We start from the raw sequence: 19779 nt of genomic DNA on the forward strand, positions 1-19779 counted from the left end.
GACGTACCCGGAGAAAATCCGAGGAGATATCGACATGTCTCCGGATTGCCTGTGGCGTCCGGTGGTCGGCGGCTCCTGGCCGTGGACTCCGCCGGGCCGAGGTCAGCGCCGTCGCGCGGTCGCGGCCGAACGCGGCGCCTCGGTGCTTCCGGGCGAGGCCACTCGCGCCGCGGCCCGGCGGCGCGCCTTGGGCTGGCACTTGGGGCACCAGAAGAGGTTCCGTCCGGCCAGTTCCTCGATGCGGACCTTGGAGGTGCACACGTGGCAGGGCATGCCGGTGCGGCGGTAGACGTACACCTCGCCGCCGTGGTCGTCCTTGCGCGGTTCGCGGCCCATCGCCTCGGGGGTGTGCTCGGGGCGCACGGTGTCGATGCGGTTGAGGCGTACGCCCTCGGCCATGAGGTCGACCAGATCCGCCCAGATCGCGTCCCACACGCGCCGCTTGACGAGGCGGCCTTCGCGGTGCGGGTCCAGCCGGGCGCGGAACAGCGCCTCCGCGCGGTAGACGTTGCCCACACCGGCCAACACCCGCTGGTCCATGAGCAGTTCGGCGATCGACTTGCCGCTGCGCGAGATGCGCTGCCAGGCCTCGTCGGGGTCGGCGTCGGCGCGCAGCGGGTCGGGGCCGAGGCGGGCGTGCAGGGCGTTCTTCTGCGCGAGGGTGACGATCTCGCAGGTGTTGGGGCCGCGCAGGTCGGCCCACCCGTCGTCGCCGACCATGCGCAGGCGTACGACGCCGACCACCGGCCCCGGCTCCCCGCCCGCGGGGAACTCGCCGAAGCGGAACACGCCTGCTATGCCGAGATGCACATGGATCCAGCGCTCGCCGGGGAACTCCAGGAAGAGGTGCTTGCCGTGGGCCTCGGCACCGACCATCTCGGCCCCGTCCAGCAGGGCCGCCGCATCGGCGAACCGCCCCTGGGGACTGGAAAGCGCGACCTCGCGCCCCGCGAAGCGCTGGATGTGTTCCGCGGCAAGACGGTGGATCGTGTGACCCTCGGGCACGTACTCCCCTTCCGGAGGCGGACGGCGGTCAGCGGCTCAACCGCCCCCAAAGTAACCGACCGCACCGACACGTCGGACGGGCGGTCGAGGCCGTGGCCGAGGGCCGGCGGAGGCGTGGCGTGGGTGAGCCCGGGAAGCAGGCGGGCCCCAATGTCACCTCCGAAGCCGACGGCCCGGCGACGGTGCCGGGGCACCACCTGCCGGGCCGAATGCGGCGATCAGCTTTGCGAGTCGGAGGAGGAACCCGGGCCCGCCTGCGGCACTCGCGCACGGGCCACCGGGTGCTGTGGGCCGGCGGCCGTGGGACGTGGTCACCGGACCTTGCCCAGGGCCGCGCCCAAGCCCCGGCAGCGGGCAACCGGGCCGCCCCACGCGCTACGGGAGCGGGGGCAGCTCGCCGGTCGTCTCGTACGCGCTCATCTGGTCGATGCGCTTGATGTGGCGCGGGGCGTCGGAGAAGGGGGTGTCCAGGAAGACCTGGACGAACTTCGTCGCCTCGTCGGCGGTGTGCATGCGCGCGCCCAGGCTGATGACGTTGGCGTTGTTGTGCTCGCGCGCGAGGGCGGCGATGTCCTCGCGCCACACGAGCGCGGCGCGGATGCCCTTGACCTTGTTGGCGGCGATCTGCTCGCCGTTGCCGGAGCCGCCGATGACGACGCCGAGCGAGCCGGGGTCCTTGGCGACGGCCTCACCGGCGCGCAGGCAGAAGACGGGGTAGTCGTACGCCTCCGCCTGCACGGCCGGGCCGACGTCGACGGCTTCGTGGCCGTTGGCGTTCAGCCAGTCGATGAGGTGCTTCTTGAGGTCGTAGCCGGCGTGGTCGGAGCCGAGGTAAACGCGCATGGGGGCAGTCTCTCAGGCCGTCGGCCGAATCTCACACCGCGGGTCCGCCCGGCCGCCCGGACCGGTGCGACTCAGTAACGGCGGTCGCTCGGCGGCGGGGGCTGGACCGACGGGAAGGACGACCCGTACCCGAGCGAGCCGCCCGCGGTGGCGAACACGCAGGCCAGGCCGACGAACCAGCCCGCAAGCAGCCCGTATCCGCCGCCGTACGCGAGCATGGAGAGCGTGCCCGCGAGTGTGCGGTCGTCACCGTCCCCCGCAAACGACGTGGTGCCCGGACCGCCGCCGGAGACAAGGTAGTTCACGAACGTGTAGACGGCGCCGCCCGCGACCAGCGAGAACCAGCCGGTGAGGAAGGCCGGGAACCCGTCGCGGCGGGCCGCCGCCCCGATGACCAGGCCGACCGTGACGATGAGGCCGACGGCGCCCAGCAGTCCGCCGATGACGCGGTCGTCGTCGATGCCCTCGAAGATGCCGCCGGTGTCCACGATCCAGAGCGGTGTGGCGAGCCAGTCGAGGATCTGCCAGCCGGAGTTCGGGCCGGCGTCCCGGTGTTCGAAGATCTCTTCCCACAACCATTGGTTGCCGAATCCGGCAACGAGAAGGAAGGCCGCGATGGTGCCGGCCCAGACAGCGCGCCGTGCAATCCCGGTGTTCATGGCGCGGATCGTAGGCCGTGGCCTCCCGCCCCCGGAAGACTCCGCGGCGTATTGCGCCGGCCCGTTCGCCGGACGCCGCCACCCGGGGGCCGAAACGCGGAAGGGCCCTTCCGCCGTACGGCGAAAGGGCCCCGGGTGCCGCGGTGTTCCGGATGCGCGGCTGTGCGCGCCGGTCAGCTCCGGCGGTCGGCCAGCTTCCACGCGGCGGGCAGCAGCCCCATCGCGAGGGCGATCTTGAGGCCGTCGCCGAGCAGGTACTTCTCCATGCCGATCTCGTACGCCTGCGTCAGGCTGATGCCGAGGTCGTGGGCCAGGTACGACAGCCCCACCGCGTAGATCACCGCGTTGCCGAGCAGCATGACCGCCGCGGTGCCCAGCGGTCCGCGGTCGGCGCCGCGCCGGGCCAGCGCGCCCGCGAGGGCGGCGGCGAGGACGAAGCCGACGACGTACCCGAACGTCGGCATGCCGGTTCCGGAGGTGCCCTCCGCGAACCACGGCATCCCGGCCGCACCGGCCGCGAGGTAGAGCGCCATCGCGGCCATGCCGCGCCAGGCGCCGAGTGCGGTCCCGGCGAGGAGGACGGCGAAGGTCTGGCCGGTGACCGGGACGGGCGAGCCGGGGACGGGCACCGAGAGCTGGGCGGCGAGGCCGACGAAACCGGCGGCGCCGACGACGAGGGCGGCGTCGCGCACGGTCGCGCCGCGGAAGGCCCGGGCGGGGACGAGGTCGGCGAGTACCGGCAGGGAGGTGCCGGGCAGGGCAGTGCTCACGAGGACTCCACACTCAAGATTCAGTTGCGGGACCAGGCGAACGTACCGAACCCGTTAACGACCGTTCATGCCGGTGCCCGACAACGTACGGATCGGTTCGTTGTCGGGCACCGCTCTCAACGCCGTCCCGGGCGCGGCACCCGACGCCGCGCGGTGCCCCGCACATGGCGAGGCCGGGCGCCGCCTCCCGCGCCGCCCGGCCTCACACGCGTCCTCAGAGCTGGATCGACTTGACCTCCAAGTACTCCTCCAGCCCGTACCGTCCGAGCTCGCGGCCGTTCCCCGACTGCTTGTAACCGCCGAACGGGGCAAGGGGGTTGAAGGCGCCCCCGTTGACGTCCACCTGGCCGGTGCGGATCCTGCGGGCGAAGGCCAGGCCCTCCTCCTGCGTCCCGGCCCACACCGCGCCGCCGAGGCCGTACGAGGTGTCGTTGGCGATGCGCTCCGCGTCGGCCTCGTCGTCGTACGGCAGGATCGACAGCACCGGTCCGAAGATCTCCTCGCGCGCGATCGCCATGTCGTTGGACACGTTCGCGAAGACCGTCGGGCGCACGAAGTAGCCCGCGTCCACGCCCTCAGGGCGCCCCGGCCCGCCGGTCGCGAGCACCGCGCCCTCGTCGATGCCGCGCTCGATGTACCCCTGCACGCGCTCGAACTGCACGGACGACACCAGCGGCCCCAGCTTGCCGTCGAGCGCGCCCGCGGCCGCCGCCGCCAGCTCCACCGCGCGGTCGTGGTCGTCGCGGTGCACCAGCATGCGGGTGAGCGCGTTGCAGGCCTGGCCGGAGTTGAGGTAGGCGCCGTTCACCCCGGCCTTGACCGCGGCCTCCAGGTCCGCCCCCGGCAGGATCACGTTCGCCGACTTGCCGCCCAGTTCCAGGGCCACGCGCTTGACGGTCGGCGCGGCGAGCGCGGCGACGCGCGTACCGGCCCGGGTCGAGCCGGTGAACGACACCATGTCGACCCCCGGGTGCGAGGCGATCGCCTCGCCGACCACCGGGCCGCTGCCGGAGACCAGGTTGACCACGCCCGCCGGGATCCCGGCCGCGTCGAAGATCTCCATGAAGACGTACGCCGCCGACGGCGCGACCTCGCTGGGCTTGAGCACCACCGTGCAGCCCGCCGCGAGCGCGGGGCCGAGCTTGTTGGTGATCTGGTGCAGCGGGAAGTTCCACGGCGTGATGGCGCCGACCACGCCGACCGGTTCGCGGACCACCAGCGAGTTGCCGATGCGCTCCTCCCACACGAACTCCTCGGCGAGGCGCACGTATGTGCCCAGCACGCCGATGGGCAGGCCGACGTGCACGCGCTGCGCGAGCGGGCCGGGCGCCCCGATGTCGCGCGACACCGCCTCGGCCATCTCGGCGGTGCGCTCGGCCAGCAGGTCGCGGACCTTGGCCAGGTGCGCGGCGCGCTCGGCGGGCGGGGTCGCCGCCCACGCGGGGAAGGCGCGGCGGGCCGCGGCGACCGCGCGGTCCACGTCCTCGGCGGTGCCGTCCGGGACGGTCGCGTGCACGGCCTCGGTGACCGGGTCGACCACCTCGATGACGCCGGCGCCGGTCGACGGCACCCAGGCGCCGCCGATGTGGATGGTGTCGTGCACCGTGACCGCCGCCTGTGCGGGCGTCGCGGCTCCCGTGGTCTCCGCCTGCTGTGTCATGCCCGGCAACCCTTCTCCGCTGGCTCCATTGCCTACGTCTCCCGGAACGCTACGTCCGGCGCGCCGCGAGGTCACCCCTCGGGGGCGGGAATAGGTTTCTTGCGTAGGATCTTCAATTGCAAGTAACTTGCAATTGAAAACGTCTCGGAGGAACTGATGACCTACACCTTGCCCGAGCTCCCGTACGACTACGCGGCGCTGGAGCCCGTCATCAGCGGCCAGATCATCGAGCTGCACCACGACAAGCACCACGCCGCGTACGTCAAGGGCGCGAACGACACGCTGGAGCAGCTCGCCGAGGCGCGGGACAAGGACCAGCTCGGCGGCATCGTCGGCCTGGAGCGCACGCTCGCGTTCCACCTCGCCGGCCACGTGCTGCACTCGATCTACTGGACGAACATGTCCGGCGACGGCGGCGGCGAGCCCGGCAAGGACGGCGCCGAGGGCGAGCTGCGCGAGGCCATCGAGGAGCACCTGGGTGGGTTCGACAAGTTCAAGAACCAGCTCACCAAGGCCACGGCGACGACGCAGGGTTCGGGCTGGGGCGTGCTGGCGTGGGAGCCGCTGGGACAGCGCCTGATCGTCGAGCAGGTGTACGACCACCAGGGCAACATCGGCCAGGGCGCCGTGCCGCTGCTCGTGTTCGACGCGTGGGAGCACGCGTTCTACCTTCAGTACAAGAACGTCAAGCCGGACTTCGTCGACGCCATGTGGAAGATCGTGAACTGGCAGGACGTCGCCGCCCGTTTCGGCAAGGCGAAGGCGGCCGGCGCGCTCGTCTGAGCAACTGCCCGCCCGAGCAACTGCCGGGCCGCACCGCAGATTCCGGAGGGACGTGACCTCCGGGGCCTTTCGAACTGATCGTCTTCCCAGCGTCAGCTTCAGTAAGGCCGGAAACGACCCCGCGCGCGCCAATCGCGCGGGGTCGTTTCGCTGCGCACAACCCTAGGCCGTGTCCCAGGCCGTGCGTGAAGACGCCGTGCCCGAGGAGGCGGCGCCTGAACAGGCAGCGCTCGAAGGCCTGTCGGACCGCGCAGCTGCGTTCAGGCAGCCGGCGCGGTCCACACGAGCGGGCGGCTGCGGCCGACGACGGCGTACTCGCGGGCAAGTCCGGCCTCATGCAGGCGTGCCAGCGGAGTGAAGGACAGGCCGTACTCGTCCTCGCCCTTGTCGAAGCCCCAGTCCTTGTAGACCTCGACCTCGTAGACCACGCGCACGTCCGGCGCCGCGTCCGGCCCCTCCGCGGACTCCCCCGCGATGTCCAACCGGCCGGTGATGCGGTATTGCAGCCCGCGCAGTGCGAGCCACCAGTCCAGGTCGTCGCCGCGTCCGATCCGCACGCCGTGCCAGTTCGTCGTCACGTCGAACTCGCGCTCGGTGCCCGCGCTCTCCCGCCAGCGCGCGACGGCGAGTTCGCGCCATTCCTCCAGGTGCCGATCGGCGACGCGGCGAAACGGTGCGGTGGCAAGCGGCCCCTCGGGGTCCACCGCGAAGTCGGCGCCGGTGCGCCCGTAGTAGTGCCGCACGGCGGCGGCGCTGTGCCGCAGGCCGACGACGCGCCAGACGACGGCGGTGGGGCGCAGGGCCGCGGAGAACACCCGGTCGCGGACTCCGGGACGGCGCGATCCGAAGGGCGCGTTGCCGTTGGGCGTACGCGGGTCCGGTCGGCCGCGGCGGGCCGTGCGTACCAGGGGTCTGGAGCGTTCAGGCGCGGTCATCTGTCTAGTTTATTGGCCTATGTCACGTTCTGTGGTATGCGTGCGCATGCGTGCTTCACGGTGTCGCCGCGTCGAGCATCGCACGCACATGCGGGCGTACGCAGGAGGCCGCGGGCGGACGATTCCGCCACGCGGCCCCCTCGGCCCCAGCGCCTGCTCGGCCCGCTCAGTCGAAGATCGGACCCTCTGTACGGGTGCGCTTGAGCTCGTAGAAGCCCGGCGTGCTCGCCACCAGCAGGCAGCCGTCCCACAGCCGCCCCGCCGCCTCGCCCTTGGGGGCGGGCGTCACGACCGGGCCGAAGAAGGCGACACCGTTGACGGACACGACCGGCGTACCGACGTCCTCGCCCACCAGGGTGATCCCCTGCTTGTGCGACGCGCGCAGGGCCTCGTCGTAGTCGGTGGAGTCCACGGCGTCCGCGAGGTCCTTGGGAAGGCCGGCCTCCTCAAGCGCCTCCTCGATCATCGCGCGGTCGAACTCCCGGCCCCCCGGGTGCCGCCGGTTGCCCAGTGCGGTGTAGAGCGGGAGCAGCGCCTCGTTGCCGTGCTTCTGCTCGGCCGCGATGCACACGCGCACCGGGCCCCAGCCGCGCTCCAGCATCTCCTTGTACTGCTCGGGAATGTCGTCCCGGTTCTCGTTGAGCACCGACAGGCTCATCACGTGCCAGGTGACGTCCACCGGACGCACCTTCTCGACCTCCAGGATCCAGCGCGAGGTCATCCAGGCCCACGGGCACAGCGGGTCGAACCAGAAATGCGCTTGGTCGCGCTGCTCGGTCGTCAAGATCCGATCCTTCCGCTTCACGGGTGGTGGGTGCTACACGCCCCCAAGCCTGCAACCCAGCCTCCGCACGCGCCATTCCGCAACGGCGCCGCCGATCCGCACCGCCGTGAAAGGATCAGGACGCACAGGAGCAGGACGGCACCGTTCCGGGCCGACGGCGCAAACATCGCCGGCGGCCGCGGCAGCGCAGGCACCGCCGCGACAGGCGGAGACAGAGGGAGCGTGACCCGTGCCCGGTAGGAACCTGACGCGCGACGAGGCCCGCGAGCGGGCCCGGCTGATCGGCGTCGAGGCGTACGACATCGCCCTCGACCTGACGACCGGGCCGACCACGTTCCGGTCCGAGACGGTGATCCGGTTCACCTGCGCCGAGCCGGGCGCCGCGACGTTCGCCGACCTGCTGGCCCCCGAGGTGCACGAGGTGACGCTGAACGGGCGCGCGCTCGACCCGGCGGCGGTCTTCGACGGCTCGCGTGTCGCGCTCGACGGGCTGGCGGCGGAGAACGAGCTGCGGGTCGTGGCGACGTGCGCGTACAGCCGGACCGGGCAGGGGCTGCACCGGTTCGAGGACCCGGTGGACGGCGGCGTCTACACGTACACGCACTTCGAGCCCGCGGACGCGCGGCGGCTCTACGCCGACTTCGAACAGCCGGACCTGAAGGCGTCGTTCACCTTCACCGTGGTGGCCCCCGAGGAGTGGACCGTCGTGTCGAACGCCGCCGAGGCGTCGCGCGAGCCGGTCCGCGACGGGGTGGCGCGGTGGCGGTTCGCACCGACCGAGCGCATCTCGACGTACATCACCGCGCTCGCGGCGGGCACGTACCACGTCGTGCGCGACGTCTACGAGGGCGACGGCACGACCATCCCGCTGGGCCTGCTGTGCCGCGCCTCGCTCGCCGAACACCTCGACGCGGAGCGGCTGCTCGGCCAGACCAAGGCCGGGTTCGCGTTCTTCCACCGGGCTGACCGCTTCGCGCTGCCGTACCCGTTCGGCAAGTACGACCAGGTGTTCGTGCCGGAGTACAACATCGGCGCGATGGAGAACCCCGGCTGCGTCACTTTCCGCGACGAGTACGTCTTCCGCTCCAAGGTGACCGAGGCGGCGTACGAGGGGCGCGCCAACACCGTGCTGCACGAGATGGCCCACATGTGGTTCGGGGACCTGGTCACCATGACCTGGTGGGACGACCTGTGGCTCAAGGAGTCTTTCGCCGACTACATGGGCACCGCGGCCGTCGCCGAGGCCACCGAGTACGAGGACTCGTGGGTGTCCTTCGCGATCCGCCGCAAGGCCTGGGCCTACCGGCAGGACCAACTCCCCACCACGCACCCGATCGTCGCCGACATCCGCGACCTGGAAGACGCGATGCTGAACTTCGACGGCATCACGTACGCCAAGGGCGCGTCCGTCCTCAAGCAGCTCGTCGCGTACGTCGGCAAGGACGCCTTCTACGCGGGCTCGCGGCAGTACTTCGCGCGGCACGCGTACGGCAACACCGGCCTGGAGGACCTGCTCTCGGCCCTGGAGGCGTCCAGCGGGCGCGACCTGTCGACGTGGTCCAAAGCCTGGCTGGAGACCACCGGCATGAACCGGCTTGTGCCCGAGGTCGAGACCGACGCGTCCGGCACGGTCACCTCGTTCGCGGTGCTCCAGGAGGGCGAGCCGCCGCGCCCGCACCGTATCGCGATCGGCTGCTTCGACGACGACGGTTCGGGGCGCCTGGCGCGCGTGCGGCGCGTCGAGGTCGACGTGACCGGCCCGCGCACCGAGGTCCCGGAGCTGGTCGGGCACCCGCGGTCCGCGCTGATCCTGCTCAACGACGACGACCTCACGTACTGCAAGATCGCCTTCGACGACGTGTCGGCCGCGACCGCGCTGGCCCGCCTCTCGGACCTGGACGACGCGCTGGCCCGCGCGCTGGTCTGGTCGGCGATGTGGAACCTCACGCGCGACGCCGAGCTGCCCGCCCGGGAGTTCGTGGACCTGGTGCTGCGCCACGCGTCGGCCGAGTCGCGCATCGCGGTCGTGCAGATGGTGTTGGAGCAGGCCGAATCGGCGCTGGAGCACTACGCCGACCCCGCGTGGCGCGCGGAGGGCCGGGCCCGGCTGGCCGCCGGGGCGCTGCGCGAACTGCGCGCGGCCGAGCCGGGCGGCGACCACCAGCTCGCGTGGGCGCGCTGCTTCGGGCGCACCGCGACCGGGCGGGAGGGCCTGGAGTTCCTGCGCGCCCTGGTGGCCGGCGAGGACGAGGTGCGCGGCCTCGTCGTCGACAAGGAGCTGACCTGGCTCATCACCGAGACGCTCGCCGTCGAGGGCGTCGCCGGGGCGGCCGACATCGACGTGGTGCTGGCCGGGGACGACACCGCGGCCGGACGCCAGCACGCCGCGGCCTGCCGCGCCGCCGTCGACTCGCCCGAGGCCAACGCCGAGGCGTGGCGCTCGGTCGTGGAGTCGGACGAGCTGCCGAACGCCATGGTCGACGCCGTCATCCGCGGCTTCAACCGCACCTCCGCGCCCGCGCACCTCGCGCCGTACACCGAGCCGTACTTCGCCGCCCTCGACCGCGTGTGGGCGGACCGCTCCATCGAGATCGCCCGCCGCATCGTGGTCGGGCTCTACCCGATGTGGGACGTCTCACCGGAGCTGCTGCGGCGTACCGACGACTGGCTCGCCGACGACCGACGCGCCCCCGCGCTGCGCCGCCTGGTCATGGAGCGGCGCGACGACGCCGCCCGGGCGCTGCGGGCCCGGGCCCGGGACGCGTCCGCCGGGCGCTCCGCCTGACCCGAACCGATCCACCGACCGCAAAGGAGACGACCGGCGTGCCCGGTACCAACCTCACCCGTGAAGAGGCCCGCGAGCGGGCCCGGATCCTCACCGTCGACAGCTACGACATCGCGCTCGACCTGACCGGCACCGGGCCGACGTTCCCGTCCGAGACGACCGTGCGGTTCTCCTGCGCCGAGCCGGGCGCCTCGACGTTCGTCGACCTGGTCGCGCCCTCGGTCGAGTCGGTCAGCCTCAACGGCACCGCGCTCGACCCGGCGAAGGTGTTCGCGGACAGCCGGATCCGGCTGGACGGACTGGCCGCGGAGAACGAACTGCACGTCGTCGCCTCGTGCGCGTACATGAACACCGGCGAGGGGCTGCACCGGTTCGTGGACCCGGTGGACGGGAAGACGTACCTCTACACGCAGTTCGAGGTCGCCGACGCGCGCCGCGTGTTCGCCAACTTCGAACAGCCGGACCTGAAGGCGTCGTTCGCGTTCAGCATCTCGGCACCGGAGGACTGGCAGGTCGTCAGCAACTCGCCGACGCCCGACCCGATCCCGGCACTGGAGGGCAACGGGGCGGCGGTGTGGCGGTTCGCGCCGACGCCGCGGATCTCCACGTACATCACGGCCCTGGTCGCCGGGCACTACCACGCGGTGCACGACTCCTACACCGCCGCGGACGGCACGGTCGTGCCGCTCGGGGTGTTCTGCCGCGCGTCGCTCGCCGAGTTCCTGGACGCCGACAACATCTTCGACGTCACCAAGCAGGGCTTCGACTACTTCCTCGAACAGTTCGACTTCCCCTACCCGTTCGCGAAGTACGACCAGCTCTTCGTGCCCGAGTACAACGCGGGCGCGATGGAGAACGCGGGCTGCGTGACGATCCTGGAGGACTACGTCTTCCGGTCCAAGGTGACCGACGCGTCGTACGAGGTGCGCGCGGAGACGATCCTCCACGAGCTCGCGCACATGTGGTTCGGCGACCTCGTCACCATGCAGTGGTGGGACGACCTGTGGCTCAACGAGTCGTTCGCCACCTACGCGTCGATCCGCTGCCAGGCGGAGGTGACACGCTGGAAGCACGCGTGGGCGACGTTCGGCAACCGCATGAAGACGTGGGCCTACCGCCAGGACCAACTCCCGTCCACGCACCCGATCTTCGCGGACATCCGCGACCTGGAGGACGTCGAGGTCAACTTCGACGGCATCACCTACGCCAAGGGCGCCTCGGTCCTCAAGCAGTTGGTCGCGTACGTCGGCAGCGACCAGTTCATGGCCGGCGTGCGCACGTACTTCAAGCGGCACGCATGGGGCAACACGACCCTCGCGGACCTGCTGACCGCGCTGGAGGAGACCTCGGGCCGCGACCTGTCCGCGTGGTCGGCCGAATGGCTCCGGACCGCGGGCATCAACACCGTGCGCCCGGAGATCGCCGTCGACGAGTCCGGCACGATCACGTCCTTCGCGGTGCTCCAGGAGGCCCCGGAGGCGTGGCCGACGATCCGCACGCACCGCATGGCGATCGGCTTCTACAACCGCACGTCCGAGGGCCTGGTCCGCTCGCAGCGCGTCGAGCTGGACGTCTCCGGGCCGCGCACCGAGGTCGCCGAACTCGTCGGCCGGGCCCGCCCCGACGTCGTGCTGCTCAACGACGACGACCTGACGTACTGCAAGATCCGCCTGGACGAGCACTCGCTGGCCGTCGTGACCTCGGCCATCGGCGAGTTCGCCGACCCGCTGCCGCGCGCGCTGTGCTGGGCGGCTGCGTGGGACATGACGCGCGACGCGGAGATGGCGACGCGCGACTACCTGACCCTGGTGCTGTCCGGTATCGGGCAGGAGAAGGACATCAACATCGTCGGCTCGCTGCACCGCCAGGTGATCAGCGCATTGGAGCTGTACGCCGACCCGGCGTGGCGCCCCACCGGCCTCGCACGGCTCGCCGAGGCGGCGCTCGGCCACCTGCGCTCGTCGGCGCCCGGCAGCGACCACCAACTGGCCTGGGCCCGCTGCCTGGCCGCGGTCGCGGTCACCGACGACCAGATCGCGCTGCTCAAGGGCCTGCTCGACGGCACCGAGACGGTGGACGGCCTCGCGGTCGACACCGACCTGCGCTGGTCGCTGCTCCAGCGCCTGGTCGCGGTCGGCGCGGCGGACGCCGACGCGATCGAGGCGGAGCGCACCCGCGACGACACGGCGGCGGGGGCGCGACACGCGGCGGCCTGCCTGGCGGCGCGACCGACGCGGGAGGCGAAGGACGAGGCGTGGGCGTCGGTCGTGGAGTCCGACGCGCTGCCGAACGCCACGCAGGGCGCTGTCATCGGCGGGTTCGTGCAGCCGGACCAGCGCGACCTGCTCGCGGCGTACACCGACCGCTACTTCGACGCGATCGCCGGGATCTGGGAGCAGCGGACCAACGAGATCGCGCAGATGATCGTGATGGGCTTCTACCCGTCCGTCCAGGTCTCGCAGGACACCCTCGACCGCACGGACGCGTGGCTCGACGCGGCGGAGCGGGTGCCCGCGCTGCGGCGGCTCGTGGTCGAGAGCCGCGACGGCGTCGCGCGGGCCCTGCGCGCGCAGGAGAAGGACCGCGCCTCGGCGTAGCGGCGGGTGCCGCGGCGTCCGCCCCCGTTCCGCGCGGCCCCTCCGGGTCGCGCGGAACGCGGGCGCACGTCACCCTCGCGGCTCCCCCGGTGGGGCGGGCCGAGTCGCCGACGAGTACGGTAGGACCGTGGTCAACAGGAATGCACTGCGTGCCGGCACGGTCGCGGCCGGCGTTACGCTCATGCTGCTCATCTCGTCCCCGGCGTTCGCCCTGACGCGGGACGACGGCGACGACCCGGGCTCCGGTCTGAGCATCGGCGAGACGCTCGGCTACTTCGTCGGGCTGCCGATCCTGCTCTTCGCGGTGATCGCGTTCCTGGTGTCGCTGCCCGACATCATGCGCAAGGGCGGCAACAAGAACCAGTAGGTTCCCCCGTCGTCCGGGTGGTCCCACCCAGGACGCCAAGCGGTGCGCAGCGGCAACAAGAACCGGTAAGTTCCCCCGTTGTCGTTCCGGAGTGCTGCGCAAGCCTGTTGCTCACAGGCCGCGCAGCACTCTCGCGAGCGAGGACGCCCGCGCGCTCGCGGTGAGGTCCTCCAGCAGCACCTTCCGGCCCGCCGAATCGGCGACCGGCAGCAGCCAGTTCGGGTACTCCCGTGACGTCCCCGGGAGGTTCTGCGGGCGGCGGTCCCCCACCGCGTCCGGCAGCCAGACGCCGAGCATCCGGCAGGGGGCCCGCACGAGCAGGCGGTGCAGCGCCTCGACCGTCTCCCGTTCCCCCGCCCCGGGCCGCAGCAGCCCGCGCGAGCGCAGCAGGTCGAGCCAGGCGTCGCGGTCCCGGTCCGCGTCCGCGCGGGCGGTGTCGGCGTCGGTGGCCAGCAGCCCCAACTCCGCCCACAGGTCCACGTGTTCGCCGCCGAGCCGGGCCGCGGTCGGCGGCAGGTCGTGCGTGGTCACGGTCGCGAGGGACAGCGCGCGCCACTCCTCGGGCGGCATCGGGCCCGCTTCGTTCTGCTCGAACCACAGGACCGAGGTGCCCAGGATCCCCCGCTCGCGCAGGTAGTCGCGCACCCACGGCTCGACGGTGCCCAGGTCCTCGCCGACCACCACGGCACCGGCGCGGTGGGCCTCCAGGGCCAGGATGCCGACCATCGCCTCGTGGTCGTAGCGGACGTACGCGCCGCGGTCGGGGCGGTTGCCGCGCGGGATCCACCAGAAGCGGAACAGGCCGAGGATGTGGTCGACGCGGACCGCGCCGGCGTTGCGGAAGACGGCGCGCAACAGCTCGCGGTAGGGGGCGTACCCCGCCTCGGCGAGCCGCACGGGGTGCCACGGCGGCTGGCTCCAGTCCTGGCCGAAGGCGTTCATGGCGTCCGGGGGCGCGCCGCCGGACGCGCCGAGCGCCAGCACCTCGCCGCCTCGTGCCGAGCCGAGGATCCACGCGTCGGACCCGTCGGGGTGCACGCCGACCGCGAGGTCGTGGACGACGCCGAGCGGCATGCCGGCGTCGCGGGCGGTGCGCTGGGCGTCGGCCAGCTGCTCGTCGGCGATCCACTGGCACCAGCGGTGGAAGTCGACGGCGGCGGAAAGGCGGCGGCGGGCCGCGCGGACGCCTGGCCCGTCGGGGTCGTGGAGTTCCGCGGGCCAGTCGTGCCAGTTCGGGCCGTACTCCTCGACCAGCGCGCACCACGTCGCGTGGTCGTCGAGCCAGCGGCCCTCGGCGGCGAGGAAGGCCCGGTAAGCGGCCTCGCGCCCGGGGCTGCGCGGCACGCGGTGCACCATCGCCAGGGCCTCGCGCTTCGCGGTGCGCACCCGGTCGCGGTCCAGGCGCTCACCGGACCCACGCGCCCCGGTGTCGGCGATGTCGGCCGCGCCGCCGTCCCCGGGAGCGGTGGCGGTGGTGGTGCCCGTGGCCGTGTCGGTGGCGGCGTTCTCCAAGTCCCCCGTGCGCAGCCGCAGTTCCTCGGCGACCGCGTGTTCGACGGGGCTGAGGTACGCGTACTCCGGCACCGCCTCGACGCGCACGTACATCGGGTCGGTGAAGCGGCGGCTGACCGGGAGGTACGGCGACGGCTCGACCGGCGCCACCGGCGACGCGGCGTGCAGCGGGTTGACGAGGACGAAGCCAGCGCCGTGCCGGCGGGCCGACCACCCGGCCAGGTCGGCGAGGTCGACCAGGTCGCCGATGCCCCACGAGCGGCGGGAGAGCAGCGAGTAGAGCTGGACCATGAAGCCCCAGGAGCGGCCCGGGGGCGGGGCCAGCCGGGCGGGGGTGACGGCGACGGGTGCGGTGGCGTGTCGTTCGTCGGTGCGGGCGCCGGGGACGCCGCCGGAGCCCTGCGGGGTGTCGGCGGTGGAGAGGACGCGGGCGTGCAGGGTGTGCCAGCCGAGGGGCAGGTCGACCGGGAGGGCGTACGCCCGCTCCTGGACCGCCTGGCCGTCCGCCGCGGGCGGCAGGTGGCGGGAGCGCTCGGCGAGGTCGCGGCGGACGCCGCCGTCCTCTTGTTCGATCCACAGTTCGAGCCGGGCGCCCGGGTCGGTGTGCACCGAGAACGTCTCCGCGCGGCCGGAGCGGGTCACGATGACGGGGGGAAGCAGGCGTTGACGACGGGTCAGCTCGTGTTCCGCGAGCGCGGCGCGCACGGCTTCGGGGGTCTCGGCGTCGACGCCGAGGGCGGCGAGGACCGCGCGGACCGTGGCCTCGTCGGCGTGGACGACGTCGCCGCGCCAGCCGTGGTGCTCGGTCGCGACACCGTACGCCCCGGCCAGTCGGGCCAGGTCACCGGTGACGGCCCCGACCGCGGCCTTGTCCTCCGTGCTCGTGCGCTCCATTCAGCGAGCATCGCACCTGAGGGGCCTTTGACGGGGCTGTTCCGCGCGCGCGTCGCCCGAAGGGGCGCTCCCGTCGGCGGAGCACCCCTTCGGAGACGGCGACGGCGGCGGACCTTCTGCCTCGTCCGGCAGGGCCCGCCGCCGTTATGCGCTTGCGGCTTGGTCGTATTGGTCGTACTGGTCGTAATGCCCCTTGCGGGCACTATGGTCGAAATGCTGATGCTGGTGCTGGTGGTCGGTGCGGCCGAACCCGTACTCCTCCGCCCCGTAGGGCGCCAGGTACGGCTCCCAGCGCGGGTCGCGGAACCCGGTCCCGATGATGCGCCAGGCCAGTCCGCTCGGCTGCGCCGGCTTGCGGTGCATCCGCCAGCCCAGCTCCGCGATGTAGCGGTCGCTCTTGACGTGGTTGCAACGGCGGCACGCCGAGACCACGTTCTCCCAGGTGTGCTGTCCGCCCCGACTACGCGGAATGACGTGGTCGACGCTGGTCGCGGCGCCCCCGCAGTACACGCAACGACCACCGTCCCGCGCGAAGAGCGCGCGACGGGTGAGCGGCACCTGGCCCCGAAAGGGAATTCGGACAAATCGTGTCAATCGAATAACGCTCGGTACCGGAATCTCTGTGGTGGCGCTGTGCAGAATGCTGCCGGATTCCTCCAGGCAGGTGGCCTTGTTGTTGAGCACGAGAATGAGTGCCCGCCGTACGGAGACCACGCACAAGGGCTCGTACGACGCGTTGAGGACCAGTGAATGCGGCACGTAATGCCTCCTTTTACGCCTGCGGCACGTGGCTCGCGCCGGGACGATCGGCTCCCAGTGTCGCTGCCCGCCTACCCCTCGCGCTACAAGGAATCCCCAAGGCCACACGCCGTTCACCTGTGGGTGGGTCCCGCGAGGCGGGTCTAGGATCCCGGCATGATGTGTCCGGACTATCCCGCCGCCCCCCGGTCCGACACCGTCGATGTCCTTGCCGGACGCCCTGTCGCGGACCCTTTTCGGCCGCTTGAGGACCCTTCTTCGGAGGCCACCCGGGCGTGGTCCCGGGCCCAGGCCGAGATTTTCGCCACAGCGGCCGCGGAACTGCCCGAAAGGGACCGTTTTCGCGACCGGGTCGCCGCCCTCCTCGCCACCGGGACCGTCGGAGCGCCGGTGTGGCGCGGCGACCGCTGCTTCTTCCGCAGGCGCCTCCCCGCGCAGGAGCACGCGGTCCTGGTGACGGTCGGCCCGGACGGGGCCGAACGGGTGCTGATCGACCCCGTGGCCCTCGACCCGACCGGCACGACGACCCTGGACGACTGGCGGCCCTCTCTCGAAGGGGACCTCCTCGCCTACCGCGTGTCCCACGGCGGCACCGAGGAGTCCGAGACGTACGTGCTGGACGTCGCCACCGGCGCGACCGTCGACGGGCCGGTCACCCGTACGCGTGAATCACCGCTCGCCTGGCTGCCCGGCGGCCGGGCCATCTACCTGCAACGCAACCTCCCGCCCGAACAGGTGCCCGAGGACGAGCGGCAGTACCACCGCCGCGTCTACCTGCACCGGCTGGGCACCGACCCGGACACCGACACCGAGGTGTTCGGCGCGGACCGCGACAAGACCTCGTTCTTCCGCGTCACGGTGTCCCACGACGGCCGCCACCTGGTCGTCAGCGCCTCCGAGGGCACCGCGCCGCGCAACGACGTATGGATCGCCGACCTGACCGCGGGACCGCCGGAGGCGCCCATACTGCGGCCCGTGCAGGTCGGCGTCGACGCGCGGACCGGCGCGCACCCCGGGCGTGACGGGCGCCTCTACCTCTTCACCGACCATGGCGCCCCGCGCGGGCGGATCTGCGTCACCGACCCGGCCACCGCCGACCCCGGCCCGGAGTCGTGGACCACGCTCGTGCCCGAGGACCCGGACGCGGTCCTGGAGGACTACGCGATCCTCGACGGCCCCGAATTGGGCGACGCCCCGGTGCTGCTGGCCGCGTGGACCCGGCACGCGGTCGGCGAGCTGACCCGGCACGACCTGCGCACCGGCGCCCGGCTCGGGCCCGTACCCCCGGCCGCGGACGGCTCCGGACCCGCGCTCGGCTCGATCGGCGCACTCGTCGAACGGCCGGAGGGCGGCTGCGAGGCGTGGTTCGGCTGGTCGGACTACCGCACGCCGTCGTCGGTGCGCCGCTACGACGCGCGGACCGGCGAGGTCTCGGTGTGGGCGACCGCGCCGGGCGCCGTCGAGGTGCCCGAGGTGCACGTGAGCGTCGAGGAGTACCCGTCCAAGGACGGCACGACCGTGCGCATGTTCGTCGTCTCCCCCACACCGGACCCCGACGTGCCGCGCCCGACCGTCCTCTACGGCTACGGCGGCTTCGCGATCCCGATGACCCCGGGCTACTCGGCGGGCGTCCTGAGCTGGGTCGAGTCCGGCGGCGTGTACGCGATCGCCTGCCTGCGCGGCGGAAGCGAGGAGGGCGAGGACTGGCACCGCGCGGGCATGCGCGAGCACAAACAGCGCGTCTTCGACGACTTCCACGCCGCCGCCGAACACCTCCTCGCCCGCGGCTGGGCGGCCCCCGGCGGCCTCGGCATCTCCGGCGGCTCCAACGGCGGCCTGCTGGTCGGCGCGGCGCTCACCCAACGGCCGGAGCTGTACGCGGCGGTGGTCTGCTCGGCCCCGCTGCTCGACATGGCGCGCTACGAGCTGTCCGGCCTCGGCCGCCTGTGGACCGACGAGTACGGAACGGTCGAGGTGCCCGAGGAACTGGACTGGCTGCTGGGGTACTCGCCGTACCACCACGTCACCGAGGGCGTGGAGTACCCGGCCGTGCTCTTCACGGTCTTCGAGGGCGACACGCGCGTCGACCCGCTGCACGCGCGCAAGATGTGCGCGGCACTCCAGACCCTGGGCGCGGGGAGCCGGCCGGTGCTGTTGCGCGCGGAATCCGACGTGGGCCACGCGGAACGGTCGGTCTCCCGCGCGGTCGACCTGTCGGCGGACACCCTGGCCTTCCTCGCCCGGTGGACCGGCCTGTCCGGGCGTACCGCCGGAGGCGGGGGCGCGCCCGGACCGTGAAGCGGGCGCCGACCGGCGTGCCGTTACCGTGGTGGAGGCCCTCCGCAGGGCCGGCCCGCGCCGTCCGACCAAGTGAACTCCAGCCCAGCACCAGACCAGCACCAGAGAGGTCCGCACGTGTTCGCACCGGGACTCCCGGCCGTGTTGCTCGCCGCCGCCGACGACGAACAACAGGACGGCAAGGTGTCGAGCTGGTTCGACCGGCACGGCGAAACGCTCGTGGTGACGCCGATCCGCATCCTGGTCATCGTCATCGTGGCGCTCATCGTGCGGGCCATCACCCGCAAGATGATCACGCAGCTCATCGCGCGCATGGCCAACGACGGCGCGAACGGCAGCGGCCGCCCGGTCACCGGGTTCCTGCTCAACGCGGAACGCCGCCGGCAGCGCGCGGAAACGGTCGGCTCGGTCATGCGCAGCATGGCCTCGTTCGTGATCCTCGGCATCGCGACCCTGCTGGTGCTGAGCGAGCTCAATGTCAACCTCGCCCCGCTGCTCGCCAGCGCCGGAATCGCCGGCGTCGCCATCGGCTTCGGCGCGCGCAACCTCGTCACCGACTTCCTGTCCGGCATGTTCATGATCCTTGAGGACCAGTACGGCGTCGGCGACCTCGTCGACGCGGGCCCGGCCTCCGGGACGGTCATCGAGGTCGGCCTGCGGATCACCAAGCTGCGGGACGTCGACGGCACCGTCTGGTACGTCCGCAACGGCGAGATCAAGCGCGTCGGCAACCACAGCCAGGGCTGGGGCACCGCCAAGATCGACGTCCAGGTCGGCTACCGCGAGGACGTCGACAAGGTCCGCGACCTCATCGTCACCGCCACCGAGCAACTCGCCGACGACGAGAAGTGGAGCGAGACCGTCTGGGGTCCCGGCGAGGTCATCGGCATGGAGTCGGTCACCCCGGAGTCCGTGGTCCTCCAGGTCCAGGTCAAGACCATGCCCGGCCAGGAACTCCCGGTGGCCCGAGAACTGCGCGCCCGCCTGAAGCGCACCTTCGACCAAGCCGGCGTCCGCCTCTCCGAACCCGTGGTGACCGCCATCCCCGCCACCGACCCCGCCCCACCCACTCCCCCCGCGGACCCCGCTCCGCCGCCGCCCCCGCCCCCAACGCCGACAACCCCCTGA

General features: G+C 72.4%; 14 protein-coding genes and 1 pseudogene. 6 read left to right on the forward strand and 9 right to left on the reverse strand.

Annotated features, from left to right (window positions below):
* Nucleotides 1–102: 102 nt before the first annotated feature.
* The 5 genes from ACRX5S_RS26835 to ACRX5S_RS26855 all read right to left on the reverse strand — a co-directional run bounded on the left by ACRX5S_RS26835 (nucleotide 103) and on the right by ACRX5S_RS26855 (nucleotide 4937).
* Complete coding sequence (locus ACRX5S_RS26835; RefSeq protein ID WP_436775675.1) at nucleotides 103–1005, reverse strand: Fpg/Nei family DNA glycosylase; 903 nt, start codon at nucleotides 1003–1005, stop codon at nucleotides 103–105.
* Nucleotides 1006–1380: 375 nt separating this feature from the next.
* The gene (locus ACRX5S_RS26840) at nucleotides 1381–1848 is read right to left on the reverse strand and encodes a ribose-5-phosphate isomerase (protein ID WP_436775676.1); all 468 of its coding nucleotides are present in this window, start codon (nucleotides 1846–1848) and stop codon (nucleotides 1381–1383) included.
* Between the two features lie 71 nt (nucleotides 1849–1919).
* A complete protein-coding gene (locus tag ACRX5S_RS26845; RefSeq protein WP_436775677.1) occupies nucleotides 1920–2507 on the reverse strand; it encodes a hypothetical protein in 588 nt (195 codons plus the stop codon).
* 173 nt (nucleotides 2508–2680) lie between these two features.
* Entirely contained in the window at nucleotides 2681–3277 is a 597-nt protein-coding gene (locus ACRX5S_RS26850) for a biotin transporter BioY (protein WP_436775678.1), read from the reverse strand.
* A 214-nt stretch (nucleotides 3278–3491) separates the two neighbouring features.
* Nucleotides 3492–4937, reverse strand: coding sequence for an aldehyde dehydrogenase family protein (locus ACRX5S_RS26855; protein WP_436775679.1), 1446 nt, complete (start codon nucleotides 4935–4937; stop codon nucleotides 3492–3494).
* A 153-nt stretch (nucleotides 4938–5090) separates the two neighbouring features.
* Between ACRX5S_RS26855 and ACRX5S_RS26860 the strand changes: the two genes are divergently transcribed.
* Nucleotides 5091–5720, forward strand: a complete 630-nt coding sequence (locus ACRX5S_RS26860) for a superoxide dismutase (RefSeq protein WP_358349461.1) — start codon at nucleotides 5091–5093, stop codon at nucleotides 5718–5720.
* Nucleotides 5721–5980: 260 nt separating this feature from the next.
* Here the strand turns inward: ACRX5S_RS26860 and ACRX5S_RS26865 are convergent, their stop codons facing one another.
* The gene (locus ACRX5S_RS26865) at nucleotides 5981–6655 is read right to left on the reverse strand and encodes a hypothetical protein (RefSeq protein ID WP_436775680.1); all 675 of its coding nucleotides are present in this window, start codon (nucleotides 6653–6655) and stop codon (nucleotides 5981–5983) included.
* A 166-nt stretch (nucleotides 6656–6821) separates the two neighbouring features.
* On the reverse strand, nucleotides 6822–7439 hold the full coding sequence (locus ACRX5S_RS26870; protein WP_436775681.1) for a mycothiol-dependent nitroreductase Rv2466c family protein: 618 nt from the start codon (nucleotides 7437–7439) through the stop codon (nucleotides 6822–6824).
* A 229-nt stretch (nucleotides 7440–7668) separates the two neighbouring features.
* On the opposite strand from ACRX5S_RS26870, the gene pepN (ACRX5S_RS26875) reads away from it, so the two are divergent.
* From pepN (ACRX5S_RS26875) to ACRX5S_RS26885, 3 genes are all read left to right on the forward strand, one after another.
* On the forward strand, nucleotides 7669–10224 hold the full coding sequence (pepN, locus tag ACRX5S_RS26875) for an aminopeptidase N (protein WP_436775682.1): 2556 nt from the start codon (nucleotides 7669–7671) through the stop codon (nucleotides 10222–10224).
* Between the two features lie 38 nt (nucleotides 10225–10262).
* Nucleotides 10263–12821 (forward strand): aminopeptidase N, encoded by a 2559-nt coding sequence (gene pepN, locus ACRX5S_RS26880; RefSeq protein WP_436775683.1) that lies wholly within the window; start codon nucleotides 10263–10265, stop codon nucleotides 12819–12821.
* 181 nt (nucleotides 12822–13002) lie between these two features.
* Entirely contained in the window at nucleotides 13003–13188 is a 186-nt protein-coding gene (locus ACRX5S_RS26885; RefSeq protein WP_436775801.1) for a hypothetical protein, read from the forward strand.
* 111 nt (nucleotides 13189–13299) lie between these two features.
* On the opposite strand, the gene malQ is transcribed toward ACRX5S_RS26885, so the two are convergent.
* Nucleotides 13300–15594, reverse strand: a complete 2295-nt coding sequence (gene malQ, locus ACRX5S_RS26890; RefSeq protein ID WP_436775684.1) for a 4-alpha-glucanotransferase — start codon at nucleotides 15592–15594, stop codon at nucleotides 13300–13302.
* A 255-nt stretch (nucleotides 15595–15849) separates the two neighbouring features.
* Nucleotides 15850–16353 (reverse strand): annotated as a pseudogene (locus tag ACRX5S_RS26895) (HNH endonuclease); the annotation flags it as partial.
* A 156-nt stretch (nucleotides 16354–16509) separates the two neighbouring features.
* Here ACRX5S_RS26895 and ACRX5S_RS26900 point away from each other — a divergent pair.
* Together ACRX5S_RS26900 and ACRX5S_RS26905 are read left to right on the forward strand one after the other, a co-directional pair.
* Nucleotides 16510–18651, forward strand: a complete 2142-nt coding sequence (locus ACRX5S_RS26900; protein WP_436775685.1) for a prolyl oligopeptidase family serine peptidase — start codon at nucleotides 16510–16512, stop codon at nucleotides 18649–18651.
* 117 nt (nucleotides 18652–18768) lie between these two features.
* Nucleotides 18769–19779 carry a mechanosensitive ion channel family protein gene (locus ACRX5S_RS26905; protein WP_436775686.1) on the forward strand — a complete coding sequence of 337 codons (1011 nt, stop codon included), beginning with the start codon at nucleotides 18769–18771 and terminating at the stop codon, nucleotides 19777–19779.

It is taken from the genome of Yinghuangia sp. YIM S09857 (assembly GCF_051388915.1).
In the GTDB taxonomy this organism is placed as follows: domain Bacteria; phylum Actinomycetota; class Actinomycetes; order Streptomycetales; family Streptomycetaceae; genus Yinghuangia.

Coding starts and splice junctions, on each gene's coding strand:
- ACRX5S_RS26840 (WP_436775676.1), bottom strand. CDS start 1,848: ATGCGCGTTTACCTCGGCTCCGACCACGCCGGCTACGACCTCAAGAAG.
- ACRX5S_RS26845 (WP_436775677.1), bottom strand. CDS start 2,507: ATGAACACCGGGATTGCACGGCGCGCTGTCTGGGCCGGCACCATCGCG.
- ACRX5S_RS26855 (WP_436775679.1), bottom strand. CDS start 4,937: ATGACACAGCAGGCGGAGACCACGGGAGCCGCGACGCCCGCACAGGCG.
- ACRX5S_RS26865 (WP_436775680.1), bottom strand. CDS start 6,655: ATGACCGCGCCTGAACGCTCCAGACCCCTGGTACGCACGGCCCGCCGC.
- ACRX5S_RS26885 (WP_436775801.1), top strand. CDS start 13,003: ATGCTGCTCATCTCGTCCCCGGCGTTCGCCCTGACGCGGGACGACGGC.
- malQ (WP_436775684.1), bottom strand. CDS start 15,594: ATGGAGCGCACGAGCACGGAGGACAAGGCCGCGGTCGGGGCCGTCACC.
- ACRX5S_RS26900 (WP_436775685.1), top strand. CDS start 16,510: ATGATGTGTCCGGACTATCCCGCCGCCCCCCGGTCCGACACCGTCGAT.